Below are 25,609 nucleotides of genomic sequence, written 5' to 3' on the forward strand. Positions count from 1 at the left end.
CACCACCACCGCCGCCACCGCCACCGCCACCGCCACCGCCACCGCCACCGCCACCGCCGGCGCCTCGACCGCCACCGCCGCCGCCTTGTCCGCCGCCCCTTCCGCCGCCGCCACCGCCGCCGCCGGGGCGGGGTCGTGGCGGGTAGGGCGGCGGCTGCAGGAGCGTGCCGGACGCCGAAACGGACGCGCAGCTTTCCGCGAGCGCCGTTCCCGCGGTGAGGGGCATCAGCCCGGCGGCCCCGAGGGCCACTCCGAGAAGAATAGGTATCGTGTGTTTTCCAGCCATTTCAAACTCCCCGCCAGTGTTGAATTCAGGCTCCAGGAGATGTCATTCGAAATATGAGCGACATCTCCACGGAACCCGTTATATCGACCACTGGAAAGGGCGGCCCACACGACCTGCGGGTCTTACCGAAGGATCGCCGACTGTTCTCCGTCCGTTGACGCTGGGCGAACAGGCGGCCCCGCCGTGAAGCGGTGGCCGCGGAAGGCGTCCGGAAGATCACGTCGAGTGACGCGACCCCGGAGAATCATATGGGGCGGGATCGCGGAGGGACGTGCGAAGCGCCGGAGTCAGGGGGTTCCCGGTTCGAGACGGTAAACGGGACCGGCCAGGCTGAGAGCGTACAGTTCGCCGTCGCCGTCCTCGCCGAAGGACGAAAGCTGCTCGACCCTGCCCACGTCCTCGCCTCGCCCGGGACGGTCGGCCGCGACGGCCCTGACCCATCCCGCACAGAAATCACCGTAGAGGAAACGTCCCTCCAGGGCGGGAATGCGCTTGCCTCGATACACATATCCGGCGACGACCGAACAGTTTCCGCCCTCGCGCAGGGGATACTCGATGACCGGGCCGACCGCGCCCTCGGCCGTCCCGCCGCGGAACGGGTGATTTCCCTCCCTGTGATTCCAGCCGTAGTTACGACCGCCTTTTCCTCTCGGCTGGAAATCGACCTCCTCCCACGCGTCCTGGCCGACGTCGCCGATCCACATGTCGCCGGTCTTCCTGTCGAAGGTGAACCGCCAGGGGTTGCGCAGGCCGTAGGCCCATATCTCGGGCTTCGCCCCTGGTTTGCCGACGAACGGGTTGTCCTCGGGCACCTTGTACGGCGTGCCGCGCGGGTCGATCCTGAGGATCTTCCCGAGCCAGGTGCCGGTGTTCTGGCCGTTGCCCTGCGGATCTCCCCCGCTGCCGCCGTCGCCCAGCGCGATGTAGAGACGGCCGTCGGGGCCGAAGGCCAGTTGTCCCCCGTTGTGGTTGGCGTACGGCTGTCGCTGCACGAGCACGTCCCTGCGCCCGGTGGCCCTGCCGTCGGCGAAGGCCCACTCGGTGACGTGGGTGTGCCCGTCGGCGTCGGTCCAGTCCAGATAGAGGAAGTCCCCGTCGGGGTGGAAGGCGACGCCGAGCAGGCCCTGCTCGTTGCCGTCGCTCACCTCGGCCGAAAGGTCGACGACGGGTTCCGGCGCGACCTCGCCGTCCGTTATGGCGCGCAGCCGTCCGGTCTGCTCGGCCACGTAGAGGGTCGGGTCACCCTTGCGCACGGCCATCGCCACCGGCATGTCGAGCCGGGCGAACTCGGTGAACCGCACCCGCGCGGCGGACCCCGCGGGCGTGGAGCCGGGGGTGGCGGCGGGCCCAGAAGGGGGCGCTGAAGTGGACCCAGAAGTGGGCCCAGAAGTGGGCGCTGAGGCGGGGGTGGACGTGGAGCAGGCCACGGAACCGGCCAGCAGTGCCGCGCACAGCGCGGCCGCCCCCAGTCCGGCCCGGCGGGAGATCGACACGTTCCTCATTCCTCAATGATGGGCGACGGATCCGTGGTCCGCCCGGCGTCCGGCGACGGGCGCGAAGGCTGCCGACCACGACGTTAGACTGCGGGCATGCCTTCAGCACTGATCACGGGCGCGACGGCCGGCATCGGTGCCGCGTTCGCCCGGCGCCTGGCCGCCGACGGGTTCTCCCTTGTTCTGGTCGCCCGCGACGAGGAGCGCCTGACCGCCTCCGCCGAGGGCCTGCGCCTGCGCTACGGGGTGGAGGTCGAGGTGCTCGCCGCCGACCTGGCCTCGGAGGGGGGACTGGAGCGGGTCGAGGGGCGGCTTCGCCAGGGGATCGACCTGCTGGTCAACAACGCGGGCTTCGGCCATCCCGGTGTGGCGCTCGAGGTCGCCGTCGGCGACGAGCTGCGGATGCTGAAGGTGCACTGCGAGGCGGTGCTGCGGCTGACGATGGCCGCGCTGCCCGGCATGAGGAAGCGCGACCGGGGCGCGGTGGTCAACGTGGCGTCGGTCGCCGCGTTCTTCAACCGGGGCACCTACAGCGCGTCGAAGGCGTGGGTGGTCAACTACAGCGAGTCCATGGCGGCGGAGCTCACGGGCACCCGCGTGCGGGTGATGGCGTTGTGCCCCGGGTTCGTGCGGACCGAGTTCCACTCCCGAGCCTCGATGGACACCTCCGGCATTCCGGGCTTCCTGTGGCTGTCGGCGGACGACGTGGTGAACGAGGCCATGCGGGACCTGGCCCTCGGCAGGCGGGTGAGCGTGCCGGACCTGCGTTACAAGGTCATCGTCGGGGCGGGCAAGCTGGTCCCCCGCGGCCTGGCCGCCCGGGTTTCCCGCCGCCTCGGCCGTAGGTGACACGACAGCCGCCGACCTGTCGAGCACCCGTGGAAGGGCCGTGAACGGCGCGACGTCCTGGAACGACGAGAGCCCTTCAACGGCCCGGGCACAACGGGCGGGCCCGTGAGGCGAGCCGGCGGACCGGGCTGACGGACCTGGCCGGCGGACAGGACCGCGGACAGTCCGTGCACAGCGGAAGGGCCCGCGCCGCAGGAGGGGGTTGCGGCGCGGGCCCTTCCGGTCCACGGGGCCGGTCAGATGTGGATGTTGGCCGGGTGACCGATGGCCAGGCCGGAGACCGGGTCGAAGAAGTGCAGGTTGCGGGTGTCGACGACCAGCTCGATGTTCTGGCCGGGACGGACGTGGCTGCGGGAGTTGACGCGGGCGGTCCACAGTGACTTGTCGCCGACCAGCGGCAGGGTCGCCTCCTCGTCCTCACCGGCGTCCGCGGCGGCGACGGTGTCCTGGTGCTGGACCGGCGGGGCGTCGATCAGGAACAGGACGTTGATCTCGGAGCCGAGCTCCTCGGTGACCTCGGCGCGGACCTGCAGGCGGCTCCAGCTCCCGGCCGCGCCGTTGGCGGCGACGGCGTCGTCGAAGTCGGAGGGCCGCACGCCCAGGATGATCTTCTTGCCGAACCACTGGTCGAGGCCGGGCTTGTCGGCGAAGCTCTCGGTGGGAACCGGCAGCTTGAAGCCCGCGAAGGCGACGTAGGCGCCGCCGTCGCCGCGGACCAGCTCGGCGTTGACGAAGTTCATCGACGGGGAGCCCATGAAGCCCGCGACGAACAGGTTGACCGGGTTGTCGAAGAGGTTCTGCGGGGTGTCGACCTGCTGGAGCAGGCCGTCGCGCAGAACGCAGACGCGGTCGCCGAGGGTCATGGCCTCGACCTGGTCGTGGGTGACGTAGACGGTGGTCACGCCGAGGCGGTCGTGCAGGGTGTTGAGGGAGGCGCGCATGGAGACGCGGAGCTTGGCGTCCAGGTTGGACAGCGGCTCGTCCATGAGGAAGGCCTGCGGCTCGCGCACGATGGCGCGGCCCATCGCGACACGCTGGCGCTGACCACCGGACAGGGCGGCGGGCTTGCGCTTGAGGTACTGCTCGAGACCGAGCATCTTGGCGGCCTCGTTGACCCGCTTGGAGATCTCCGCCTTGGGCATCTTGCGAAGCTTGAGGCCGAAGGCGAGGTTCTCCTCGACCGTCATGTGCGGGTAGAGCGCGTAGTTCTGGAAGACCATGGCGATGTCGCGGTCCTTCGGGGGCAGGTGGTTGACCACCCGGCCGCCGATGGCGATCTCGCCGCCGCTGATGTCCTCAAGGCCGGCGATCATGCGCAGGGCGGTGGACTTGCCGCAGCCGGACGGGCCGACCAGCACCATGAACTCGCCGTCCTTGATCTCAAGGTCAAGGCCGTTCACGGCTTTTACACCGCCTGCGTAGATCTTGTCGACTTTGCTGAGAACGATGGATGCCATGGACAGTCCTTAGCGCCTCGGGCCAACCCCGCGTTCACCCGATGTGGATACGTTTTCATGCATCTCACCGGAAAGGATGATCCATGTCAAGGCCTCGTCCGGTACAGCCTAGTCAACGGCGCTTCTGTTATCTCTTCGCGCTGGATCCGCCACGGAAATCATGATGGAATCGTTTCCATGAACATGCGTCGTACCACCATCAAGGATGTCGCCGAGGCGGCGAGGGTCGGGGTGGCCACGGTGTCGCGGGTTCTGTCCGGCGGTTCGGCCAGTCCCGAGACGAGGGAACGGGTGCTGACCGTCGCGGCCCAGCTCGACTACCGGCCGAGCGCGCTCGGCCGCAACCTGCGCCAGCAGCGCTCCGGCGGGATCGGGCTGCTGCTGCCCGACATCACCGACACCTTCTACGCCCGCCTGGCCGACGGCGTGCTCGCCTGCGCGCGCTCCGCGGGTGAGCCGGTGATCCTGAGCACCACCGGCGACGACGAGGAGCGCGAGGCCGAGGCGATCGGCATGCTGCTCGAGCAGGGCGTCGACCGGGTGATCGCGGTGCCCTCCGGCGACGCGGAGACCTGGATCCCCACTCTGAGGGCGGGGCTCACCACGGTCTTCGCGCACCGGATCGCGGCGGGAAGGGACGACGTGCCCTCGGTGCTGGCCGACGACCGCGCGGGCGTGCGGACCGCGGTGGACTACCTCACCGGGCTGGGGCATCGGCGCATCGCCTATCTCGGCGGCCCCGGACAACAGCAGCGCCTCGCGGCGTTCCGGCAGGCGCTGGGAGACCTGGTCGACGAGGAGCTCATCGTGCTCGCGCGCGGCACCAGGGACTCGGCGTACGCCGCCGCCGCCGGACTGTTCCAGCACAGGCCCGACCTGACCGCCGTGCTGGCCGGAGGCAACCTGCTGGGCGAGGCCGCCGTGCTCGCCGCCCGGGAACTGGACCTGAGGGTGCCCAAGGACCTTTCGCTGATCATGTTCGACGACGTGCCCTGGGCCGAGCTGTGTTCTCCCCCGCTCACTGTGATCTCCCAGCCCGCCCGGGACATCGGCTACCGCGCGGCCGAGCTGGTGCTGCGCGCGGGCGGCAGGCGCCCGCGCGGCGTGTCACTGCCCACCGAGCTGATCGTCAGGGGCAGCTGCGGACCTAGAGGGACTTCTCGATCGCCGCGATGACGGCGGGGTCTTTTGGCTCGGTGCGCGGACGGAAGCGGGCCAGGATCTCTCCGTCCCGCGCGACCAGGAACTTCTCGAAGTTCCACTGGACGTCGCCGGCCTCGCCGTCGGCGTCGGGCGTCCGGGTGAGCGAGTCGTAGAGCGGGTGCCGGTCCTCGCCGTTGACGTCCGTCTTGGCGAGCAGCGGGAAGTCCACCCCGTAGGCGGTGGAGCAGAACTCCTGGATCTCCTCGGCGCTTCCCGGCTCCTGACCCATGAACTGGTTGCACGGGACGCCGACGACGGTGAACCCCGCCTCGCCGTAGGTCTGCTGGAGCTGGACGAGCCCGGCGTACTGCGGGGTCAGCCCGCACCGGGAGGCGACGTTCACGACGAGGACGGCCTTGTCCCCCGCCAGTTCGGCGAGCGTGGTGGGGGCGTCGGCAAGGGTGCGAAGCGGAATATCACGAATGCTCATGATCTGCACCCTAATCCCGCTGTCACGTTTAAGAGTTATGTGGTCCAAAAAGTGAAATGTGATGGATGCCACAGATGAGATGCCGAGCCCCTCACCAGGTGAATGATCCTTTTCTTACCGATCTTTGACAAGAGCGTTGACAGGCTGTGTCGACCTGGTCGGCAAGGGATCCCTGAGGCATCGTGACGGCGTCCCCCGAACCCGGCGAAAGGCCACTTTCCTATGCCGACGCTACGCCGTACCAGCCTGATGCTGGTCACCTCGGCGCTCGCCGTCAGCACCACCGCCACCGTCGCCCAGGCTTCCCCCGCGTCCGCCTCATCGGTTTCCTTCGCACTGCGGGGCAACCAGGCCATCGCTGCGCCCATGGTGTCCGCCAGAGGATGGAGCAGGGCTCACTTCGGCTGCCTCAAGCGACTCTGGACCAGGGAGAGCAACTGGAACCACAGGGCACACAACCGCTCCTCCGGCGCCTACGGCATCCCCCAGGCACTGCCGGGCGGGAAGATGGCCAGCGCGGGCCGCGACTGGCGCACCAACCCCAGGACGCAGATCAGATGGGGCCTGGGATATATCAAGCAGCGCTACGGCTCGCCGTGCGGAGCGTGGGCGCACTTCCGCTCACACGGCTGGTACTAGATCCAAACCCCATGGCGGGGTGATTTTCCCATCCCCCGCTCCCCCAGGTGAATGATCCGCGGTCAGGCGGTCCCCGCCGAACCACCCGTAGACCGCGAAGATCGGGCAAACACCTTCTCTCCGCGTGTCACAGGCACCTGTCGCCGCTCCCCCGGCGTACTAGAAAGCCGCCTAGAGAAACACGTCGCGGTGTCTCATGCCGGAAACGGGCCGGCGAGACCACGCGGGCGTCCCCGCCCGAGCCACGGGCGCCGGATCGTCAAGCGCGCAGAGGACCGAGGTCCTCCGCGCCCTCCCGCACGCGGCCAGCGGACAAGGATGAAAGTGAACAGCTACCGTGTTCTGCGCAACACCGTTCTGACCATGCTCGCCGCATCGACCGTGGTCGGATCGGCGGCCATCAGCCGGGCCGAGGGCGTCGGAACGACCGAGAGGGCCGAGGTCGCCGAGGAGATCGGAACGGCCGAGGACGTCGAGGTCGCCGAGGTCGCCGAGAACATCGGAACGGCCGAGAGCGTCGAGGCCGCCGATCAGACCCGGACGACCGAGAGCGTCGAGGTCGCCGAGAGAATCGGAACGGCCGAGGAGAGCGGGACGATCCGGGAGACCACGACGGCCAGGGAAATCGCGACGCCGGTCGCGAGGGCGTCGGCGAGGACGGTCCACCGGGCCGTCTGGTTCACCAGGGCCGCACCGAGGGTCATGCGGGTTGCGAGAGCCTCAAGAAGCAGGAACAAGGCGATCGCGTTTCGCCTCGTCGCCCGCCGTTCGTGGTCCCACAGTCAGTTCCAGTGCCTGGACAGCCTGTGGACCAGGGAGAGCAACTGGAACCACGAGGCGCACAACCCGTCATCGGGTGCCTACGGCATCCCCCAGGCGCTGCCCGGCTCGAAGATGAGCGGCAGCGGCGGGGACTGGCGGTCGAATCCGATCACGCAGATCAACTGGGGTCTGCGCTACATCAAGAGCCGCTACGGGTCACCGTGCGGAGCCTGGGGTCATTTCCGGTCCAGCAACTGGTACTGACCGCACGAGGAGTGTCCAGGGGAAGGGAACACTCCTTTGACGTCCGGGACCTCCGGGTCCCGGACGTCACTCCCGGCCCCGGGGAACGTCGCGACGGTCGCGGTCATGGAACCCGGTGAAGTTCGGGATCCGGGCGCGGACGGGCGTTGCGAAGCCGGATCCCGCTGAATCCGAGGGTGTTCTCGGTCACGGCGTCCCAATGAAGCCCCCTCGCTCACCGTGCCCGGCGGGCACGGGCTACGGCTGGTCGAGGACGCTCAGCCCCACCAGCAGGGTCTGCCTCTCCCTGGTCGTCAGCGTCTCGTACGGCACCGCCGCCCCCCGGTTCGTCTCGGCCTCGATCCGGTCCCGGAAGGGCCCGGAGGGCAGGCCGACGATCTGCGCGGCGGTTAGACCGGCCTCCTGCCAGGCCGCGGCGTGGGCGTCGGCGCGGTGGTAACGCAGCGCGGCGAGGCGGTTGAACAGCAGCACGCCGTCCGGCGTCTCCTCGGGTTCGTACGGCGGCGCGGCCTGGGCGAAGGCCGTTCCTCCGCTGCCCGCGGCGGCCACGACGAGCCGTCCGGCGAGATCGGCGAGTTCGGGCAGCCGGTCGGTGTGGGCCGCCCACATCTCGCCGGTCACCACCGCGTGCAGTCCGTACAGCTCGGCGATGAAGGCGAGCGCCCTGTCCGTGGCGCGCCACACTCCGCCGTGGCCCGCGACGAGGGCGCCCTGGGCGACCTGGATCTCCAACTCGGCGTCGTCGAAGGGGTTGTAGCGGTAGAGCGCGGCCAAACCCCATGGGGTGAGCGGCCGGGCGGGGAGCACGTACCGAAGGTCGACCAGCAGGTCGGCGTGCAGTCCCGAGCGCTCGACGAGTTCCCTTCCGAGCGGTCTGCTCGCGATGTGGACGCCGAGGTGAACGGCGTCGATCAGCGGAGCGATCGACGCCGCGTAGCCGGGCAGATCATCGAAGCGTGACATGCTGCGCTATCCTGCCTCATTTTCCGTGAATCAGGAGCACTTACCCGGAGGGCGACGGTCTTTCGGTGGGATACGTGCGCCCAATTGCATTTTTTCGCCTACGTCCTGTTCCGTCTCCGCCCGCCTTGCGGGAAAGACCGCCGGGGTACCGGCACGGTGAAGGCAGGGTGGGGGCGGGTGGCAGGGTGGAGAGGCGGGTGGCCCTCCCACAGGCGAAGGGGACGACCGCCACGACCGGCAGGCGGGATCGGCCGCGGAGTCAGCGGATGAGGACGAAGGCGGCCGCCCCCAGGACGACGGCGATCGTGCCGAGCCAGGCGATGACGGCGTCGGCGCGGTCGTCGAGAGGATCGCCCTCGTGCAGGGCGCGTTGGACGTGCCGGTAGCGGACGCCGGTGCGGGCGAGCAGGAGCGCCCCGCTCGCCGAAGCCAGGGCGAAGGGGATGACGGCGACCGGGGAGACTCCGGCGCGCAGGACGACGCCGCCCGCGCCCAGGCCGCCGACGGCCATCACCGCGGCGGTGCGGACCCAGGCCAGACGGGTCCGTTCGTTCTGCAGCCCCTCGTCCCAGATCGGGATCATCGGCTCATCAGGATGAGGACCATGGCCAGCACGGCCACGGCCGCCACGCCGTACCCGAGGAGAGGGGCGAGCGCGGGCTCCGGCAGCGGCGTTCCGCCGCGCAGGGCGCGCTGGACCCTGCGCCAGCGGGGGTAGGCCATCGCCGCGCACAGGGCGGAGAGCGAGACAAGGGTGAGCGCCAGCACGGTCCTCATCCAGGGGACGAAGACGTCGGCGGAGACGGCGGCCATGGCGACGCCGCCCGCGCTCAGCGCGAGCGACGTGCTCAGCCAGGTCAGGAAGGTGCGCTCGTTCGCGAGTGTGAATCGGGGGTCCGGTTCGTCCCGAGATGGGTCCATATTTGCGACGTTAGTTCAACCATATTTCCCATCGAGAACTCGGGAATGCGCGAAACGCCCGCCCAGCCGACAGGAGGGCCTGCGGTCGAGAAGCCGGAGCGCAGGGGCCTTCTCCGGCCCGCCAGGGGCCGGGAGCCGTGAGGCCTCAGGCGCAGGCGCCGGTCAGCGTCTCGACCCACTTCACCGAGTCGTTCCCGAGCTTCTGCAGCGCGTCGACGGCGCTGTTGGCGTCGGTGACGTTCAGCTTCTCCAGGTTGGCGGCGATCCCGTCCGCGGCCTCCTTGAGCGTGGTGTTCGACGCCTTGTCCGCCAGCTCGCCGAGCTTCGTCGCTCCGTCGTTCAGCGCCTTGTCCATCGCGGCGGGGTCGTCGACCAGGCCGGTGACCTTCTTCACCGTGTCGGTGACGATGCCCGCGGCCTGCAGGCACTGCTGGGCCTTGTCGACGCCGTCGGAGACCTGCTGGAGCTCCGAGCACCCGGCGGTGAGAAGGACAGCGGCCAGCGCGGAGGCGGCGAGGGCGGGGATTCGTCGCGGAAGGGGTCGCATACCCAGACCCTACCCAACGAGGCCGTACCGCAGGCGGCGCCGTGCCCTGCCTGTTATCTCGGTGTTCCGGCACCCGTCGTCGCTCCGGCGGGCGCCGGAGGGCACAGAGGACCCATAGGGCACAGAGTAAAGTGAATCGACCCTTATACCGTTATTGAGCACTCCGTTCTGCGGTCCGTCGCCGAGAACGACACCGCCGACCGTCACGGAAGACGGCGAACCGGCACGCCGCGGCCGCCCGGGGAGACGGCCGCCGGGAACGGCGTGTCAGGAACCGCGCGGTGAGAGCGTCCGCCGGGTCGGCGGGCGGCGACCGGGTGGGAGCACGGCTCCGGCCGTACGATCACCGTCGGAAAACAACACGAGGGGGAACATGTCCACCTGCGCCCACATCACGCAAGCCCAGAACCCGTCTCCTCGCACCCCCGAGGGATGCGAGGAGTGTCTCGCGACCGGAGGAAGCTGGGTCCACCTGCGCAAATGCCTCTCGTGCGGGCACGTCGGCTGCTGCGACTCCTCGCCCGGCAAGCACGCGACCGCCCACTTCAAGGAGATCGACCACCCGGTCGTCGCCTCCTTCGAACCGGGTGAGAACTGGCGGTGGTGCTACCTCGACAACGTCATCGGTTAGTCGCGCTCCAGGGTGGCCTCTTCGAAGTCGAGCTCGTGCATGACCCTGTTGAGCACCTCGTCGTCGATGCGGCCCTCGTCCCTGAGACGCACGAACACCTCGCGCCCCGCCGCCAGCATCTCCCTGCGCAGACGGCGGTAGACGGTGCTCGGCGTCTCCTCGCCCTGCGGCCCCGTGCCGCCGCCGAGGCGCTCCCAGGCGGTGAGCGCCCGGCGTTCGGCCCGTGACCTGAGCTGCTCCACGACCTCCTGGTGCACGTCGGCGACGCCTTCGGCGACCAGCTCCTCGAGACGGGCGAGCTCGGCGTCCGCCGCCGCCTGCTGGGCCGCGGCCTCGGAGAGGTTGTCGTTGAAGATCTCCTCCTGGTTGGAGATCCTCAGCCGGCGGATGAGCATGGGGAACGACAGCCCCTGGACCAGCAGGGTGCCGATCACCACGACGAACGTGAGGAAGAGCAGCGTGGCCCGCCCGGGGAAGTCCGGCGGGATGGCGAAGGCGGCGGCCAGGGAGACCACTCCGCGCATGCCCGCCCAGCTGACGATGGTCACGTTCTGCCAGGACGGGGCGTGCGGCTCGCGCCCGCGCACCCTCTTGGACAGGATCCGGGGAAGGTAGATGCTGGGCACGACCCAGACGATCCTGGAGAGCACCACGGCCGCGAAGACCGCCAGCGCCATTCCGGCGAGCTTCCAGGGGTCGGCCCCCTGCAGCGCTCCCATGACCGGCCACAGCTGCAGGCCGATCAGCGCGAAGACGATCGTCTCCAGGAAGAAGTCCGCGACCCGCCAGACGGCGTCGGACAGCAGGCGGGTCCCGAAGGCCGCGCGGGGCATGCGGTGGCCGATGTAGAGGCCGACGATCACCACGGCGATCACGCCGGAGACGTGGACGGACTCGGCCGCCAGGTAGACGCCGAACGGGATGAGCAGCATGATGGTGTTCTCGACCAGCGCGTCCCGCAGCCTCACCAGTATCCACGCCAGGCACCAGGCGAGCACGAGCCCGACCGCCACACCGCCCGCCGCCGAGTAGAGGAACCTGCCCGCGGCGTCCAGCCAGCTGATCCCCTCTCCGAGCGCGGCGGCGACGGCCACCCGGTAGGCGGTGAGCGCGGTGGCGTCGTTGAAGAGACTCTCCCCGACCAGGATGGCGACCACCTTGCGGGGCAGCCCGAGCCTGCGGGCCACCGCGACCGCGGCGACCGCGTCGGGCGGCGCCACGATCGCGCCGAGCGCGAACGCGGCGGCCAGCGGCAGGGAGGGCAGGAGCAGGTGGACGACCCAGCCGATGACCAGGGTGGTGAACAGCACCAGCCCGATCGACAGCAACGCGACCGGGCGGCGCACCGCCTTGAGCCTCAGGTAGGAGCTGTCGATGGCGGCGGAGTAGAGCAGCGGCGGCAGGAACACCAGCAGGACCAGCTCGGGGTCGAGCTCGTATCCCGGCACCAGCGGCGACAGCACCAGGCCCGCCAGCACCAGCAGCAGCGGAGAGGGCCACCCCTTGCGCCTGGCCACCGCGGCCACCGCGATCGCGATGATCGGGACGATCAGAAGCTGCACGGCTGACGCCTGATTCATCCCACTCCTCAACCGCTTGCGAGTGCTCAGACTACGGCAGGGCCTCCACTGCCCTGACGCGCACCCGGGCGCGGCTCACCAGTCGCGGCGCTCCTCCCGCTCGTCGTAGCGCTGCTCGGGACGCGGGCGCTGGTCGGACTGCTGTCCTCCGAAGATGCCCAGCGGGTCGGAGGGGTCCACCTCCTGCTGGTAGGCGGGCGGTGAGCCGTACAGGTCGCGCAGGTCCGCCGGGTGCCCCGCCTGGGGGGCGGGCTGCACGGGCTGCTGGGCGCCGAAGGCGTAGGGGTCGGGCTGGGAGGGGGCGGGATAGCCGTAGGAGTCGGGCTGTCCCGCGGGGTAGGGGGTCTGCTGGGCGGGGAAGCCCGAGGGGTCGGTCGACTGCCCGGTCGTGGCGTAGGGGTCGGGGACCGCCTGCTGGGGCGAGGGCGGGAACTGGTCGACGAACTGGTCGATGCGAGGCGTGAAGGAGCCTCCGGGACGCTGCCTGACGTTCTGGGTGGCGTAGGGGTCCGCGGCCTGCTGGGGCGGCGCGCCGTACGGGTCCGGCTGCTGGGGCGGCGCGCCGTACGGATCCGGCTGCTGGGACGGCAGACCGTAGGCGTCGGGCTGCTGGCCCTGGGCGGGCATGCCGTACGGGTCGGGTCTGTGCCCCTGCTGCGCGAACGGGTCGGAGTGCTGGCCCTGCGGCGCGAACGGGTCGGGCTGCTGAGGCGGCGCGCCATAGGGGTCCGGCTGCCGGCCCTGCGGCGCGCCGTACGGGTCCGGCTGCTGGGGCGGCGCGCCGTAGGGGTCCGGCTGCCCGGGCATGCCGTACGGGTCGGCGGGCCTGTGCCCCTGCTGCGCGAACGGGTCGGGCTGCTGGCCCTGCGGCGCGAATGGGTCGGGCTGCTGAGGCGGCGCGCCATAGGGGTCCGGCTGCCGGCCCTGCGGCGCGCCGTACGGATCCGGCTGCTGGGGCGGCGCGCCGTAGAGGTCGGGCTGCTGCTGGGGCGGGTAGAGGTCGCCGGGCATCTGGTAGGCGGGCTCCCCCGGGCCGGGGCCGAGCGGCTCGACGGGCTGCGGCTGCCCGTAGGACAGGGAGTCGTTGACGATCATGTTCTCCCGCGGCACCGCGTCGGCGTGACCGTATCCCGCGGCGCGCTCCTGGGACCGGTCCAAAGGCGGCACGCCCCCGCGCGCGACGAGCACGTCGGTGGGGCTGAGCGCCGCGACCGGGCGCTGCTCCTCCGCCGCCGGGACGACCTGGGTGGCCGCCGGGTCGGAGTACTGCTGCTGGCCCGCGTAGTCCTCGGGACGCGGCCGGGCGTACTGTCCGGTGCCGGGAAACTCCCCGTGGTCCTGGTAGGTCGCCTGGTCCGTCGGGTGGCCGTGCTCGCCGACCTCGTCGGGGTACTGGCCTCCCGCCTCGACGAAACCCTCGTCGAGGGTGTCGACCAGCCGCCCGACGTCGTTCATGGGCATGCGGAAACTGGCGGTGCACATCTCTCCGCGCCACAGGCTCAGCACCAGGGTGCCTTCGTGCCAGGTGACCCGGAGCACCCGCTCCTGGCCACGCTCGTCAAAGAACACTTCGCCGAACGACGGCAATGGGACAACTTCCGACATGGAGGACATCGTGCGCTAACCAGCCTTTATTCGTCCACTCAACCTCGGGAAACCCTACCGAACCGGTCTTTCCGTCCCCACCTACCGTCTAGGTAATACCAAGACGACGATCTTCTTCGACCTGTCGAGGTTCGGTGATCCGGATGATCCAGCCAAGTTTGCCACGCGACAGGAGCCTCACGTTCCGGAATACCGGGATGCGTCCACGAGGTGACTCCCCGGAGCCAGCCGCGATTGTCGGAGGAAGCCGGTACGGTTGGCTGTCGTGCCGACCGACTCCATCGCTCCCGCTGAAGACGTCTCCTCGACGGCGCCCTCCACGGCGCCCCCCGAGGTGGAAACGCCCCCGGTCGAGGAGTTGCTGAGCACCGCCGTCGCGGCGGTCGGCGGGGTCGAGCGCCCCGGCCAGATCGAGATGGTGCGGGCGGTCGAGCGCGCGATCCGCTCCGGCGACCACCTCGCGGTCCAGGCCGGCACCGGCACCGGCAAGTCCCTGGCCTACCTGATCCCGTCGATACGGCACGCGATGACCTCCAAGGGCGCCGTGGTCGTCTCCACGGCCACCATCGCGCTGCAGCGCCAGCTCGTGGACCGCGACCTGCCCCGGCTCTCCGAGGCGCTCGCCCCGCAGCTGCCCCACCAGCCCACGTTCGCCATCCTCAAGGGCCGCCGCAACTACCTGTGCCGTTACAAGGCCAGTGCGGGATGGCCCGACGACGAGCAGGACCAGCTCTTCGAGCCGCGCGAGGTCGGCGCGACCGGACGGATGGTCCAGCGCATCCAGGAGTGGGCGCAGGAGACCGAGACCGGCGACCGTGACGAGCTCGTGCCCGGCGTCAACGAGCAGGCGTGGCGGCAGTTCTCGGTGAGCGCCAGGGAGTGCCTGGGCGCGACCCGCTGCCCGAGCGGCATGGAGTGCTTCGCCGAGCTGGCGCGTGCCCGCGCGGGCGAGTCCGACATCGTCGTCACCAACCACGCGCTGCTGGCCATCGACGCCATGGAGGACATCCCCCTGCTGCCCGAGCACGAGGTGGTCGTGGTCGACGAGGCCCACGAGCTGGTCGACAGGGTGACCTCCGTCGTCAGCGGCGAGCTGTCGGAGGGCATGGTCGCGCTGGCGGTGCGCCGGGTCGGGCGCCTCATCGAGCAGGCGATCTCCGACCGGCTCATGGAGGCCGGAGAGGACCTCAAGGCCCTGCTCGCCGCCGCGCCCGCGGGCCGCCTCGACGAGCTCCCCCAGGTGCTCGGGCTGACGCTGGCCCTGGTCCGCGACGCGGCGTGGGCCTGCATCACCGCGATGGGCCCCAGGACCGGCGGGGACAAGGACGACCCGGAGAGCGCCGGGCTGCGCAAGGCGGCCTTCACCGCCCTCGACGAGATCCACGACACCGCGCAGCGCATGCTTGACGCGTTCGGCCACGCGGAGGAGGTGGACAGGGCCGAGGTGGTCTGGCTGGAGGCGGCCACCGACCGGCGTCCGCCCCTGCTGCGGATCGCCCCGCTCACCGTGGCGGGGATGCTCCGCGACAAGCTCTTCGGCGACCGTACGGTGGTCCTGACCTCCGCCACGCTCGCCCTGGGCGGGGCCTTCGACGGCCTGGCCCGTCAGTGGGGCCTCGGCGGCGGGAAGGACGGCAAGGCGGGCTGGACTGGGCTGGACGTCGGTTCCCCCTTCGACCATCCGCGCAGCGGCATCCTCTACATCGCCAAGCACCTGCCCCAGCCAGGCCGCGACGGACTGCCCGAGGCCTACCTCGAGGAGATCACCGAGCTGATCGAGGCCGCGGGAGGCCGGACCCTCGGCCTGTTCTCCTCGATGCGCGCGGCCAAGGCCGCCACGGAGGCGCTGCGGGAAAGGCTCAGCGTGCCGCTGCTCTGCCAGGGCGACGACTCCACGATGCAGCTGGTCAAGCAGTTCGCCGAGGACGAGCCGACCTGCCTGTTCGGCACCCTGTCCCTGTGGCAGGGGGTGGACGTGCCCGGTCCCTCCCTGCGGCTGGTCATCATCGACCGCATCCCGTTCCCCCGTCCTGACGACCCGCTGAGCTCGGCCCGCCAGCGTCACGTCACCGCCAAGGGCGGCAACGGCTTCATGTCGGTCGCCGCGACCCACGCCGCCCTGCTGCTCGCCCAGGGCGCGGGCCGCCTGCTGCGCAGCCAGCATGACAAGGGCGTGGTCGCGGTCCTGGACCCCCGCCTCGCCACCGCCCGCTACGCCGGTTTCCTGCGCGACTCCCTGCCGCCCTTCTGGCCCACCAACGACCCGCTCAAGGTCCGCGACGCGCTCAAGCGGCTCGGAACGGCGTAGTCAGGCCGCTCCGGGCCGGAGAGCGCGCGGTCACGCCGCTCAGAGACGGGCCGTGCGCCCTGCCACTCGGTCGGGATACGGAGCGCGATCACGCCGCTCGGGGCCTGGAGAGCACACGGTCACGCCGTCCGGGGCCCGGGCCACGCGCTTGCCCGCCCGGGTGGTCAGCCGAAGACGTCCAGGTCAGGACGCTTGGGGTCGAGGCCGTCGCCGGAGGAGCGCCCGCGCAGGCGGCGGACGACCCAGGGCCCGAGATGCTCACGGACCCACCGGGCGTCCTCACGACGCCTGATCCCGGGGTCGACCCGCTCACGCGGCGGCCAGGCCCTGCGCCATTCGTCGTCGCATTCGATCCCGAGCACGTCGCACACCTTGGCGGCCACCATCCGGTGCCCCTCCTCGTTCATGTGCAGGCGGTCGTCGCTCCAGGCGCGCCAGTCGCGCAGGCCCTGCATCGACCACTGGTCGACCAGGTGGCAGCCGTGCAGGTCGGCGATGGACCGGACGTGCATGTAGAAGATCGCGAACGTGCCGCGGGCGCGGCGCATGATCGGGAAGTCTCGCGGGTCGACGCCGGTGAACAGCAGCACCTCGGCACCGGTGGCCCGCAGCGACCGTACGGCTCCCGCCAGTTTCTTGGCCATCCGGTCGGGGTCGCTGCCGGGACGGAGCAGGTCGTTCCCCCCGGCGCAGAGGCTGACCAGGTCGGGCCGCATCCTGACCGCCCGCGGGACCTGGTGCTCGACGACCTGGTCGATGAGCTTGCCCCGCACCGCGAGGTTGGCGTAGCGGAACTCCGGGTCGAGGGCGGCCAGCCGCTCGGCGACCCGGTCGGCCCAGCCCCGGTGACGCCCCCGTCCCATGCCCGCGCCGCCGGGGGCGGGGTCGTTCAGGCCCTCGGTGAAGCTGTCGCCCAGGGCGACGAAGGAGCGGTAGCTCACCGCGGCCTCACTGTGCGATCTCCGCGACGGCCTGCAGGGCGAGAACGTAGGACCTCAGCCCGAATCCCGCGATGGTGCCGGTGGCCACGGCCGCGACCACCGAGGTGTGCCGGAACTCCTCGCGGGCGGCCGGGTTGGAGATGTGCACCTCGATCAGGGGCGCGGTGCGCTGGGCGATGGCGTCGCGCAGCGCGTAGGAGTAGTGGGTGAAGGCGGCGGGGTTCAGGACCACCGGGACCCGGCCGTCGGCCGCCTCGTGCAGCCAGGCGATCATCTCGGCCTCGTCGTCGGTCTGTCTGACCTCCACGGACAGGCCCAGCTCCCTGCCCGTGTCGCGGCAGAGCGCGGTCAGGTCGGCCAGCGTCTCGGCGCCGTAGACGTCCGGCTCCCTGGTGCCGAGCCGCGACAGGTTGGGGCCGTTGAGAACGTACACGGATCTCATCTGCTCACTCACCGCTCTCGACCGGCCGCGTGCCTCCCGCGGCTCCTGTGTGCCTCGCCCGCCCTCCGAAAGACCGCCGCCCTCATCGGGCGATCTCCTTGTACGCGGCTTCGAGCAGCTCCTCCGGCGGGTCCTCGAGCGGGGACACCCTGGCCAGGTCGTCCAGGACGACGAAACGCAGCTTGGCTCCGCGGCTCTTCTTGTCCAGGCGCATGTGCTCGCGGAGCTCGGGCCACGCGTCACGACGGTAGGCCGTGGGCAGTCCGACCGAGGTCAGGATGGACCGGGTGCGCTCCACGACGGCGGAGCCGATCCGGCCGTCCAGGCGGGAGAGCTCGGCGGCGTAGACCATGCCGACGGCGACGGCCTCGCCGTGCCGGATGCGGTATCCCTCGACCCGCTCGATGGCGTGGGCCAGGGTGTGGCCGTAGTTGAGGATCTCCCTCAGACCGCCCTCACGCAGGTCCGCGCCGACCACGTCGGCCTTGATCTGGACCTTCCGCTCGATGAGCTCGCGGGTGTGCCGCCCCTCGGGGTGGCGTGCGCCCTCCGGGTCGTCCTCGATGAGCGTCAGGATCGTCGGGTCGGCGATGAAACCCCCCTTGATGATCTCGGCGAGGCCGCCGACGTAGTCGTCGCGGGGCACCGAGACCAGCGTGGCGAGGTCGCACAGGACCCCCGCCGGAGGGTGGAAGGAGCCGACCAGGTTCTTGCCCTCGGGGGTGTTGATCCCGGTCTTGCCGCCGACCGCGGCGTCGACCATGCCGAGCAGCGTGGTCGGCACCTGCACGACCTTGACGCCCCGCAGCCAGGTGGCCGCGGCGAAGCCCGCCAGGTCGGTGGTGGCCCCCCCGCCGACGCCGACCACGGCGTCGGACCTCGTGACGCCGTGACGCCCGAACTCGGACCAGAGCCCGGCGACCACCTCGACCGTCTTGGCCTGTTCCGCGTCGGGCACCGGCAACGGGACGACCTGGTGTCCGGCCGCCTCGATCGCGCCGCAGACCGGCCTGGCGATCTCCGGCAGGCTCGCCGGATGGACCACCGCGACGGTGCGGACCGCGGGGCCGAGCAGCCCGGGGAGCTCCCCGAGCACGCCCGCGCCGATCACCACGTCATAGGGGGCCTCCCCGCCGACCTTGATCCTGGAGGTCGTCATGACTCGATCCCCTTCACGATCTCCTCGACGACCTCGTCGGGGTCGCGCTCGTCGGTGGCCACGGTGAGCGTGGCCAGCCCCTCGTAGATCGGGCGGCGGGCGTCCATCAGCTTCTTCAGCTGGCTGCGCGGGTTGAGCACGAGCAGCGGCCGCGCCGAGGCGAGGCCCACCCGTTGCACGGCCTGCGACAGGCCGACCTCGAGGTAGACCACCGGGTGTCCGGCCAGCAGCTCCCGCGTGGCCTCGGCGAGCACCGCGCCGCCGCCGAGGGAGAGCACGCCGTCGTGCTCGGCCAGCGCCTGCCGTACGGCCTGCGCCTCCAGCTCCCTGAAGCGCTCCTCGCCGTCCTCGACGAAGATGTCGCCGACCGGCTTGCCCGCCGTGGCCTCGACGTCGGCGTCGGTGTCGCGGAAGGCGACCCGCAGCCGACCGGCCAGCAACCGGCCGACGGTCGACTTGCCCGCTCCGGGGGCGCCGACCAGGACTACGCGGGGACTCACTGCGCCTCCTCGGCGCGCCGTTCGGCGGTCAGGAGGCAGGAGGCGCCCCGTCCGCCGGTTCGCACGCTCACTTGATCACCATTGACGAAAGGTATCCGGACAGGTTGCGGGCGACCTCCTCGACGGAGTCGCCGCCGAACTTCTCGATCGCGGCGTCCGCGAGGACCAGCGCGACCATCGCCTCGGCGACGATCGCGGCGGCGGGCACGGCGCACACGTCCGAGCGCTCGTGGTGGGCCTTGGCGGCCTCCCCGGTAAGCACGTCGATGGTGGCCAGGGCCCGGGGCACCGTGGAGATCGGCTTCATCGCCGCGCTGACGCGCAGCGGCTCGCCGTTGGTCATGCCGCCCTCGACGCCGCCCGCGCGGTTGGTGATGCGGCGGACGCCGTCGGCGGTGTTCTCGATCTCGTCGTGGGCTCGGGAGCCGGGACGGCGGGCGGTCTCGAAGCCGTCTCCGACGGCGACCCCCTTGATGGCCTGGATGCCCATCAGGGCGGCGGCGAGGCGCGCGTCGAGGCGGCGGTCCCAGTGGGTGTAGCTGCCCAGGCCCGGCGGCAGCCCGTAGGCGATCACCTCGACGACGCCGCCGAGGGTGTCGCCGTCCTTGTGCGCCCTGTCGATCTCGGCGACCATCGCGGCGCTGCCCGCGGGGTCGGCGCAGCGCACCGGGTCGGCGTCGACCGCGTCCATGTCGTCGGGACCGGGGACGACGCCCGCCGTGGTCTGCGCCTCGCCGATCGAGACGACGTGGCTGACGATGTCGACGCCGAGGGCCTGCTTGAGGAAGCCGCGGGCGACCTGGCCGAGCGCGACCCGTGCGGCGGTCTCGCGGGCGCTGGCCCGGTCGAGAACGGGACGGGCGTCGTCGAAGCCGTACTTCTGCATGCCGGCGAGGTCGGCGTGGCCGGGGCGGGGGCGCGACCTCGGCGCGTTGCGGGCCTGGCCCTCCAGCAGGGCGGGGTCGACCGGGTCGGCGGCCATGACGGTCTCCCACTTGGGCCACTCGGTGTTGCCCACGCGGATGGCGACGGGGCTGCCGAGCGTGCGGCCGTGCCGCACTCCGCCGACGACGTTCACCACGTCCTGCTCGAACTTCATGCGGGCGCCGCGGCCGTAGCCCAGGCGGCGTCTCGCCAGTGCTCTGTCGATGTCGGCCGTGGTCACCTCCACTCCGGCGGGCAGGCCTTCCAAAATCGCGACGAGCTCAGGGCCGTGGGACTCTCCGGCGGTCAACCAGCGCAACATGGTGACAAGTCTTCCATGTGCCGCCCACTGGAATGGCCGCAGCTCACTGGCTGAGACGGTGGAGATCCGGTCAAATACCGGTGAGGACCACCGTGAAGGCTCCGAGAATCATGAAAGGGCCGAAGGGGATCTCGGCGCCGCGGCCCGCGCGACGTGCGAGCAGCAGCGCGCCGCCGTAGAGGGCGCCGTAGGCGAACCCCAGGAAGGCGCCGGTGACCAGCGTGTGCCAGCCGAGCCAGCCGAGCGCGGTGCCCAGGCTCGCCGCGAGCTTGACGTCGCCCAGCCCCATGCCCGAGGGGTTGACCAGGAACAGCAGCAGGTAGAAGGCCACGAGGGCCAGCCCGCCGAGGAAGGCTCTGAGCAGGTCGCCGTACCCGCCCGTCAGCAGGGCCGTCGCCGTGAGCAGCGTCGTCGTTCCCAGGTAGGCGGCGGCGGTGAGCCGGTCGGGAAGGCGGTGCACGGCGACGTCGACGAAGAGCAGGGGGACGGCGACGACCGCCAGCCATCCGTAGGCCAGCGACTCCCCCGCCTGAGCCGCCCATGCCCATGTTCCCGCGGTCCCCGCGGCCCCTGAGGCGGTCGCGGTCCCGGCCGTGTCCTGCCACGGGATCGAGAGGTGACGCACGGCGAGGGCGGTCAGCGCCACCGCGGTGACGAGTTCGACCGCCAGCGCCGGGGGTCCGATCCGTCCGCGGCAGCCGGGGCAGCGGCCTGCGGACAGCACGGCCGGCGCGGTCAGCGCGGCCGCGCACCGAGGGCAGGCGTGGCGGAGCGGCTCTCCCTCGGCCACCGAGTGGCGCACCACCAGGCCCCTCGTCCTGAGCCCGATCAGCAGGCCCGCGAGGGCCGCCGCGACGGGCAGGAGGCTCACGCCGCCTTCCTGACCGGCCGCCCGGGAGGCGCCGTCTCCTCGAACGGCCGCCCGCGGAACGTCCCGCCGTGCTCGTCGTGCTCGCCGTGCTCGTTCACGGGCCGAACCCTACGCGGGAGAGGTCTCCGCGTCCCGGGAATCCGAGGTCGCCCCGGAGGTCAGCCGCGTCCGCGCAGCGGCCAGCCGAACCGGCGGCGCCGGGGGGCGGGGGCGGCCTGTCCCACCCTCGCCACGGTGACCTCGGGGCCCAGCCGGTCGACGGTGCCCGACTCGACCGCGGCGAACGCCCGCAGGACGGGGCCCTCGATCACGAAGGACACCGGGCCCGCCACGTCGACCACCACGGCGGCCGCGCTCTCGTGCACCGCCGCCTGGCAGACCTGCAGGGTCGTCGCCTGGATGGGGCGGGCGTCCGGACGCCAGAGCTTCAGCGACTCGGTCCCGGTGAAGGCGAGCACGGCCTCCCGCCCGTCCTTTCCGACGAGCTTCGGCAGGGCCATCTCGCTCTCCTTCTCCTGCCGCAGCCCGTGCTCGCCGACCTCGGACTCCGTCAGCAGGGCCACGACGGGGACGAGCAGCCGTGCGCCGCTCAGCGCCGTCATCACCGCGCCCGCGTCGGCCGTACCGGCGGCGAAGGCCGCGAGCGCGGACGAGACGGCGGCGTCGGCGGAGCCGTCGTCGTCGGGAACCAGGGGCTGGGGAATGCTCGGCACAACCCCGGAGCCTACCCGCGACGAACGAGGACCCAGATGCCGGGAAAGCCGGGGAGGGACGTCCCGTCCAGATGTCCCGTCCAGATGTCCCAGACGGATGTCCCGGACAGATCGGGACACCGGGCCCATGTGCCCGGGCCCTGCGTCGGGCCACGATGTCCGCGTCGGAAAGGATCGGGAAGGGACGGGTCATGCCTGAGACGGCCGAGCGCGGTTCGAGGCCAGGGCGGCAGGAGGCGACGCCCGCGGCCTGGCGGTCGCGGGAGGGGATGCCGGAGACGGGGGAAGCGGAGCCGGGGGAGTCGCGGACCGCTCGCCGCGTGATCGAAATCCTGTTCTTCGCCGCGACACTCGGTGTCCTCTGGACCGTTCACGCGCTGCTGCTGCGCTGACCGCTCGCCGCGGTTCGCCATGGTGTGATCGAACGCCCCCGCCGCTCGCCGTGCCGACGCTCCGGACGGCGAGCGGCGTCCTGCTCGATCCGGCTCCGTTCAGCCCAGGTCGGCGATGGCGGCGACCGGACCGCCTCCGCTGGGGCCCTGGTGGACCGCGGCGACCGAGACGAAGACGGCCGGGTCCCCGGTGACGCTGGCCGCGACGCCGCCGACCGCGGCCTTGATCTGGCGGTGCCAGTGCACGTCGGAGTCGTCGAGCATGATGTTGCGGCGTCCCCTGACGCTGCCGGACGGGTCGGCCTCGCACTTCATGAAGACGTTGACCAGCCTGCCGCCCAGGTCGGACGGATGAGGGCGTTCGGGCAGGTCGATCCCGCTGGAGCGGATCGCCTCCCAGATGCCGTCCGCGTCCAGCGCGTCCCTCATGACCGAGTGGCCGATCCGGTAGCGGCCGCCGATGCCCCGGACGTTGCCGACGACGACGATCTGCGCGCGGTCCAGTTCGACGCCCGAGGAGCAGGACGCGACGGAGGAGTAGAGCGACAGGTCGCGGTGGATCTGCTCGGCCGCGGGCATCTCGATCTCGCCGAGCGCGACCGCGACGCCGAGCGCGGTGGTCGAGTTGGAGACGTCCATGGAGGGGCCGGTGTCCTCGACGACCACGTCCTTGCCCCTGGATCTGGCGTCGTTGATGGTGGCCAGGGTCAGCAGGGGCGTCTTGGTCTGGACGTAGTGGACGTCGGCGGGGTCGTCGATCCCGGCGATCCTCATGGCCTCCCTGACGCCCGCGGCGACCTTCTCCACCATGGCGGGACGGCCGATGTCCTCGGGAAGGATGACGTCGCTCATCGCGATGCCGACGCTGACGCGGGGTTCCTGGCTCGGTTCCGCGTTCGCCGTGGTCGCGAAGATCGTCGCGTGCGGGCTGAGGACGCCGTCGGTGCCGCCGGACCACACCAGCGGGACGTCTCCCGGGGACGGGTGTCCCTTCGCGGTGAGCACCTCCCGGAAGGCGCGGTCGGCCAGGATGCGGGTGTAGTCGTTCACCCCGCCGTTGCCCTCGGTCTTGCCGATCACCGCGAGCACCCGGCGCGCCTCGATCACCCCGTCGTCGATGAGCCGGGCCAGCCCCGAGGCGTCGGTCACGCTCTCGATCGCCACCTTGCGCACTTCAATCGGTTCGGGCATCCCTGTCACCTTTCGCTGTCACCTTCGCTCCTTCGAGGGCACATCAGTCACTCTCGCACCAGGACGCCCTTCTCTTCGGTGACCGCCGCTCCGTCGGCGCGCGAGCGGCCGCGCCCGAGGTCGGCGGGAGGCACGGCAGGGGGCACAGCAGGGGCACGGCGAGAGGCACGGCGAGAGGCACGGCGATCCGAGGCGGGCGCCGGACCGGGCGCGAAGGGCGGTCGCGCGCGCCGTCCGGGAGAGCGGTTGCCGGGCGGCCGTGATCACGCTGCCCGGGGCGGTCGGCAACCGCTCTCTCACGGATGACGCCGACGGCTCCCACGGGGCGACGTCAGCGGCCCTTCCCACCCGGCTCATGGGCATCTTTTGCCCATCATGACTCGGCTGTTCGGCGGGAATCGCCATCCCGGACATCGAGTTGATCTGTGATCTACGACACATCCGAACATCCGACGAGTTGGACATCTCACTATTTCGCGGAACATCGGCGGATATTTCACAGCGCGGAATCACGCTCAGTTAACGCTGCGTTTCCTTCTAGATCATCCACCCCCGCACGCGACACCAATAACTTTGTTTACAGTTGAGGTCGCGGCGGGAAACGAGCCGCTCCACGCAGCTGAGAAAACGGGGTTCTCCGCATGCTCGCATTACTTGAAGCGCCTCCTGACAAGGCTGGACAGCATCTCCCACAGCCTCCGTCCGACGGCGAACTAAAGCTCTATTTCGGACCGCAAAGGCGCTGGGTGCTCCTGTCGGTGCCCCTTTCCCTGACATTCACCGCGGGGACGCTTTTCCTTTTCTCGATGCGTCATCCGGCATTGTGGCCGTTTTTCGCCGCACTGGCGCTGAACCTCGCAGGCTGGACGATGTCGTTCGTCGACGGACAGCGGCAGCGGCTGACCACCTGGGAGTCCCACGAGCTGCTGGTCCGCTCGTGGCGGCCCGCGCGGGTCCCGTCCGTGGACGTGTTCCTGCCGACCAGGGGCGAACCCATGGACATCCTGGACAACACCTTCCGCCACGTGTCAGCGCTGCTGTGGAACGGTCCGCTGTCGGTCTGGGTGCTCGACGACGCGGCGCGCCCCGAGGTGGCGGAGCTGGCCGGGCGCTACGGCTTCCACTACAGCTCCCGTCCCGACAGAGGGCACCTGAAGAAGGCGGGCAACCTCATCCACGGCCTCTCGATCACCTCGGGGGAGATGGTCGCGGTCTTCGACGCGGACTTCTGCCCCCGCCCCGACTTCCTGTCCCATCTGGTCCCCTACCTCGAGGACCCGCGGATCGCCGTGGCCCAGTCTCCGCAGTACTTCGACACCACGGCCGACATGCCCTGGCTGCAGCGGACCGCCGGAGCGGCGCAGGAGATGTTCTACCGGTGGCTGCAGCCCTCCAGGGACGCCGACGGCGGCGCCATCTGCGTGGGCACGAACGTGGTCTACCGGCGCTCGACGCTGGAGGAGATCGGCGGCTTCCCCAGGATCGACCACAGCGAGGACATCTACACCAGCGTCGCGCTGATGAAGCACGGCTACCGCACCAAGTACGTCCCGGTGCTGCTGGCCAAGGGCCTGTCCCCCGACAACGTCGCCTCCTACATCGCCCAGCAGTACCGGTGGGCGATGGGCTGCATGAGCCTGCTGTTCGACCGTGACTTCCACCGCACGCGGATGTCATGGCGGGTGCGGGTCTCCTACTACAGCGGCTTCCTGAGCTACTTCGTCTCGGCGATCAACATCGCCGCGGTGCCGCTCCCCGGGCTCGTCATGCTCGCCTTCTACCCGCAGGAGGTCAGGGCGTGGCACATGATCCCGTTCGTGGGACCGCTCTGGGTGGCGCTGGTGCTGCTGCCCGCTGTCTCGGTGAGCCGGTGGCGCTTCGAGGTGACCCGCGCCCAGACCCTGTACGCCTACTGTCACCTGATCTCCATCGTGCACGCCGTGCGCAACCAGGCCGCGGCGTGGGTGCCGAGCGGCGCGGCGGCGGGCAGGAGCACGCTGGTCACCACTGTCGGCCGGATGGCCTTCGTCTGGCTGACCCTCACCACCGGCGCCACCTGGATCGGCATCGCGCTGCGCGCCCCCGTCTACGGCTGGGGCGAGTACTGGGCTCTGACCCTGTTCGCCGCGGGCACCACCTACATCGCCCTCCCCCTCATCCGTGACCTGTGGAGGATCCTCCGTTGAACCACCGTCTGCGCTGGCCAGAGGCCCTGG

General features: G+C 71.0%; 25 protein-coding genes. 8 read left to right on the forward strand and 17 right to left on the reverse strand.

Annotation, left to right across the window (positions count from 1 at the left end; translation table 11 throughout):
- Positions 1–573 precede the first annotated feature (573 nt).
- Positions 574–1,788, reverse strand: coding sequence for a PQQ-dependent sugar dehydrogenase (locus tag PKF00_RS30615; RefSeq protein WP_271221155.1), 1,215 nt, complete (start codon positions 1,786–1,788; stop codon positions 574–576).
- An 87-nt stretch (positions 1,789–1,875) separates the two neighbouring features.
- Here PKF00_RS30615 and PKF00_RS30620 point away from each other — a divergent pair, with 87 nt between their 5' ends.
- On the forward strand, positions 1,876–2,628 hold the full coding sequence (locus PKF00_RS30620) for an SDR family NAD(P)-dependent oxidoreductase (protein WP_271221156.1): 753 nt from the start codon (positions 1,876–1,878) through the stop codon (positions 2,626–2,628).
- A gap of 236 nt (positions 2,629–2,864) precedes the next feature.
- On the opposite strand, the gene PKF00_RS30625 is transcribed toward PKF00_RS30620, so the two are convergent.
- Positions 2,865–4,085: an ABC transporter ATP-binding protein gene (locus PKF00_RS30625; RefSeq protein WP_271221157.1), complete on the reverse strand. Its 1,221-nt coding sequence runs from the start codon at positions 4,083–4,085 to the stop codon at positions 2,865–2,867.
- Between the two features lie 177 nt (positions 4,086–4,262).
- On the opposite strand from PKF00_RS30625, the gene PKF00_RS30630 reads away from it, so the two are divergent.
- Positions 4,263–5,261 carry a LacI family DNA-binding transcriptional regulator gene (locus tag PKF00_RS30630; protein WP_271221158.1) on the forward strand — a complete coding sequence of 333 codons (999 nt, stop codon included), beginning with the start codon at positions 4,263–4,265 and terminating at the stop codon, positions 5,259–5,261.
- Here PKF00_RS30630 and PKF00_RS30635 read toward each other — a convergent pair.
- Positions 5,233–5,718, reverse strand: a complete 486-nt coding sequence (locus PKF00_RS30635) for a glutathione peroxidase (RefSeq protein WP_271221159.1) — start codon at positions 5,716–5,718, stop codon at positions 5,233–5,235. The genes PKF00_RS30630 and PKF00_RS30635 overlap by 29 nt on opposite strands.
- 222 nt (positions 5,719–5,940) lie before the next feature.
- Between PKF00_RS30635 and PKF00_RS45235 the strand changes: the two genes are divergently transcribed.
- Positions 5,941–6,357, forward strand: a complete 417-nt coding sequence (locus tag PKF00_RS45235) for an aggregation-promoting factor C-terminal-like domain-containing protein (RefSeq protein ID WP_425582193.1) — start codon at positions 5,941–5,943, stop codon at positions 6,355–6,357.
- Between the two features lie 324 nt (positions 6,358–6,681).
- Positions 6,682–7,383 carry an aggregation-promoting factor C-terminal-like domain-containing protein gene (locus tag PKF00_RS30645; protein WP_271221160.1) on the forward strand — a complete coding sequence of 234 codons (702 nt, stop codon included), beginning with the start codon at positions 6,682–6,684 and terminating at the stop codon, positions 7,381–7,383.
- Positions 7,384–7,620: 237 nt separating this feature from the next.
- Here the strand turns inward: PKF00_RS30645 and PKF00_RS30650 are convergent, their stop codons facing one another.
- From PKF00_RS30650 to PKF00_RS30665, 4 genes are all read right to left on the reverse strand, one after another.
- Positions 7,621–8,346: a hypothetical protein gene (locus PKF00_RS30650; protein ID WP_271221161.1), complete on the reverse strand. Its 726-nt coding sequence runs from the start codon at positions 8,344–8,346 to the stop codon at positions 7,621–7,623.
- Between the two features lie 259 nt (positions 8,347–8,605).
- Positions 8,606–8,929 carry a DUF202 domain-containing protein gene (locus PKF00_RS30655; protein ID WP_271221162.1) on the reverse strand — a complete coding sequence of 108 codons (324 nt, stop codon included), beginning with the start codon at positions 8,927–8,929 and terminating at the stop codon, positions 8,606–8,608.
- Positions 8,926–9,267, reverse strand: a complete 342-nt coding sequence (locus PKF00_RS30660) for a YidH family protein (protein WP_271221163.1) — start codon at positions 9,265–9,267, stop codon at positions 8,926–8,928. Before PKF00_RS30660 ends, PKF00_RS30655 begins: the two co-directional genes overlap by 4 nt.
- 145 nt (positions 9,268–9,412) lie before the next feature.
- Positions 9,413–9,814, reverse strand: a complete 402-nt coding sequence (locus PKF00_RS30665) for a DUF8711 family protein (RefSeq protein WP_271221164.1) — start codon at positions 9,812–9,814, stop codon at positions 9,413–9,415.
- 373 nt (positions 9,815–10,187) lie between these two features.
- Between PKF00_RS30665 and PKF00_RS30670 the strand changes: the two genes are divergently transcribed.
- On the forward strand, positions 10,188–10,445 hold the full coding sequence (locus PKF00_RS30670) for a ubiquitin carboxyl-terminal hydrolase 14 (protein ID WP_271221165.1): 258 nt from the start codon (positions 10,188–10,190) through the stop codon (positions 10,443–10,445).
- On the opposite strand, the gene PKF00_RS30675 is transcribed toward PKF00_RS30670, so the two are convergent.
- Positions 10,442–12,025 carry a Na+/H+ antiporter gene (locus PKF00_RS30675; RefSeq protein WP_271221166.1) on the reverse strand — a complete coding sequence of 528 codons (1,584 nt, stop codon included), beginning with the start codon at positions 12,023–12,025 and terminating at the stop codon, positions 10,442–10,444. The genes PKF00_RS30670 and PKF00_RS30675 overlap by 4 nt on opposite strands.
- A gap of 75 nt (positions 12,026–12,100) precedes the next feature.
- Entirely contained in the window at positions 12,101–13,630 is a 1,530-nt protein-coding gene (locus PKF00_RS30680) for a hypothetical protein (protein WP_271221167.1), read from the reverse strand.
- Positions 13,631–13,964: 334 nt separating this feature from the next.
- Here PKF00_RS30680 and PKF00_RS30685 point away from each other — a divergent pair, with 334 nt between their 5' ends.
- Complete coding sequence (locus PKF00_RS30685) at positions 13,965–15,938, forward strand: ATP-dependent DNA helicase (protein WP_271221310.1); 1,974 nt, start codon at positions 13,965–13,967, stop codon at positions 15,936–15,938.
- A gap of 164 nt (positions 15,939–16,102) precedes the next feature.
- Here PKF00_RS30685 and PKF00_RS30690 read toward each other — a convergent pair whose 3' ends face one another.
- From PKF00_RS30690 to PKF00_RS30720, 7 genes are all read right to left on the reverse strand, one after another.
- Positions 16,103–16,879, reverse strand: a complete 777-nt coding sequence (locus PKF00_RS30690) for an SGNH/GDSL hydrolase family protein (protein WP_271221168.1) — start codon at positions 16,877–16,879, stop codon at positions 16,103–16,105.
- Positions 16,880–16,886: 7 nt separating this feature from the next.
- On the reverse strand, positions 16,887–17,321 hold the full coding sequence (aroQ, locus tag PKF00_RS30695; protein ID WP_271221169.1) for a type II 3-dehydroquinate dehydratase: 435 nt from the start codon (positions 17,319–17,321) through the stop codon (positions 16,887–16,889).
- A gap of 82 nt (positions 17,322–17,403) precedes the next feature.
- Positions 17,404–18,480 (reverse strand): 3-dehydroquinate synthase, encoded by a 1,077-nt coding sequence (aroB, locus tag PKF00_RS30700; protein ID WP_271221170.1) that lies wholly within the window; start codon positions 18,478–18,480, stop codon positions 17,404–17,406.
- A complete protein-coding gene (locus tag PKF00_RS30705) occupies positions 18,477–18,980 on the reverse strand; it encodes a shikimate kinase (protein WP_271221171.1) in 504 nt (167 codons plus the stop codon). The genes aroB and PKF00_RS30705 overlap by 4 nt, the downstream gene beginning before the upstream one ends.
- A gap of 67 nt (positions 18,981–19,047) precedes the next feature.
- Positions 19,048–20,226, reverse strand: coding sequence for a chorismate synthase (gene aroC / locus PKF00_RS30710; protein ID WP_271221172.1), 1,179 nt, complete (start codon positions 20,224–20,226; stop codon positions 19,048–19,050).
- Positions 20,227–20,296: 70 nt separating this feature from the next.
- Positions 20,297–21,097 (reverse strand): prepilin peptidase, encoded by an 801-nt coding sequence (locus tag PKF00_RS30715; protein WP_271221173.1) that lies wholly within the window; start codon positions 21,095–21,097, stop codon positions 20,297–20,299.
- Positions 21,098–21,255: 158 nt separating this feature from the next.
- A complete protein-coding gene (locus PKF00_RS30720; RefSeq protein WP_271221174.1) occupies positions 21,256–21,810 on the reverse strand; it encodes an SseB family protein in 555 nt (184 codons plus the stop codon).
- Between the two features lie 191 nt (positions 21,811–22,001).
- On the opposite strand from PKF00_RS30720, the gene PKF00_RS30725 reads away from it, so the two are divergent.
- A complete protein-coding gene (locus PKF00_RS30725; RefSeq protein ID WP_271221175.1) occupies positions 22,002–22,202 on the forward strand; it encodes a hypothetical protein in 201 nt (66 codons plus the stop codon).
- 99 nt (positions 22,203–22,301) lie between these two features.
- On the opposite strand, the gene bar is transcribed toward PKF00_RS30725, so the two are convergent.
- Positions 22,302–23,393, reverse strand: a complete 1,092-nt coding sequence (bar, locus tag PKF00_RS30730) for a barbiturase (RefSeq protein ID WP_271221176.1) — start codon at positions 23,391–23,393, stop codon at positions 22,302–22,304.
- 806 nt (positions 23,394–24,199) lie between these two features.
- Here bar and PKF00_RS30735 point away from each other — a divergent pair.
- A complete protein-coding gene (locus tag PKF00_RS30735; protein WP_271221177.1) occupies positions 24,200–25,579 on the forward strand; it encodes a glycosyltransferase family 2 protein in 1,380 nt (459 codons plus the stop codon).
- The last annotated feature ends 30 nt before the right edge of the window (positions 25,580–25,609 follow it).

This window comes from Streptosporangium carneum (genome assembly GCF_027922005.1).
GTDB classification, from domain to species: domain Bacteria; phylum Actinomycetota; class Actinomycetes; order Streptosporangiales; family Streptosporangiaceae; genus Streptosporangium; species Streptosporangium carneum.

What these genes read in the sequence shown, in the direction of transcription:
- PKF00_RS30635 (WP_271221159.1), bottom strand. Translation starts at nt 5,718, where the DNA reads ATGAGCATTCGTGATATTCCGCTTCGCACCCTTGCCGACGCCCCCACC.
- PKF00_RS30725 (WP_271221175.1), top strand. Translation starts at nt 22,002, where the DNA reads ATGCCTGAGACGGCCGAGCGCGGTTCGAGGCCAGGGCGGCAGGAGGCG.
- PKF00_RS30670 (WP_271221165.1), top strand. Translation starts at nt 10,188, where the DNA reads ATGTCCACCTGCGCCCACATCACGCAAGCCCAGAACCCGTCTCCTCGC.
- PKF00_RS30615 (WP_271221155.1), bottom strand. Translation starts at nt 1,788, where the DNA reads ATGAGGAACGTGTCGATCTCCCGCCGGGCCGGACTGGGGGCGGCCGCG.
- aroC (WP_271221172.1), bottom strand. Translation starts at nt 20,226, where the DNA reads ATGTTGCGCTGGTTGACCGCCGGAGAGTCCCACGGCCCTGAGCTCGTC.
- PKF00_RS30675 (WP_271221166.1), bottom strand. Translation starts at nt 12,025, where the DNA reads ATGAATCAGGCGTCAGCCGTGCAGCTTCTGATCGTCCCGATCATCGCG.
- aroQ (WP_271221169.1), bottom strand. Translation starts at nt 17,321, where the DNA reads ATGAGATCCGTGTACGTTCTCAACGGCCCCAACCTGTCGCGGCTCGGC.
- aroB (WP_271221170.1), bottom strand. Translation starts at nt 18,480, where the DNA reads ATGACGACCTCCAGGATCAAGGTCGGCGGGGAGGCCCCCTATGACGTG.
- PKF00_RS30680 (WP_271221167.1), bottom strand. Translation starts at nt 13,630, where the DNA reads ATGTCGGAAGTTGTCCCATTGCCGTCGTTCGGCGAAGTGTTCTTTGAC.
- bar (WP_271221176.1), bottom strand. Translation starts at nt 23,393, where the DNA reads ATGCCCGAACCGATTGAAGTGCGCAAGGTGGCGATCGAGAGCGTGACC.
- PKF00_RS30650 (WP_271221161.1), bottom strand. Translation starts at nt 8,346, where the DNA reads ATGTCACGCTTCGATGATCTGCCCGGCTACGCGGCGTCGATCGCTCCG.
- PKF00_RS30660 (WP_271221163.1), bottom strand. Translation starts at nt 9,267, where the DNA reads ATGGACCCATCTCGGGACGAACCGGACCCCCGATTCACACTCGCGAAC.
- PKF00_RS30665 (WP_271221164.1), bottom strand. Translation starts at nt 9,814, where the DNA reads ATGCGACCCCTTCCGCGACGAATCCCCGCCCTCGCCGCCTCCGCGCTG.
- PKF00_RS30620 (WP_271221156.1), top strand. Translation starts at nt 1,876, where the DNA reads ATGCCTTCAGCACTGATCACGGGCGCGACGGCCGGCATCGGTGCCGCG.
- PKF00_RS30630 (WP_271221158.1), top strand. Translation starts at nt 4,263, where the DNA reads ATGAACATGCGTCGTACCACCATCAAGGATGTCGCCGAGGCGGCGAGG.
- PKF00_RS30655 (WP_271221162.1), bottom strand. Translation starts at nt 8,929, where the DNA reads ATGATCCCGATCTGGGACGAGGGGCTGCAGAACGAACGGACCCGTCTG.
- PKF00_RS30625 (WP_271221157.1), bottom strand. Translation starts at nt 4,085, where the DNA reads ATGGCATCCATCGTTCTCAGCAAAGTCGACAAGATCTACGCAGGCGGT.
- PKF00_RS30735 (WP_271221177.1), top strand. Translation starts at nt 24,200, where the DNA reads ATGCGTCATCCGGCATTGTGGCCGTTTTTCGCCGCACTGGCGCTGAAC.
- PKF00_RS45235 (WP_425582193.1), top strand. Translation starts at nt 5,941, where the DNA reads ATGCCGACGCTACGCCGTACCAGCCTGATGCTGGTCACCTCGGCGCTC.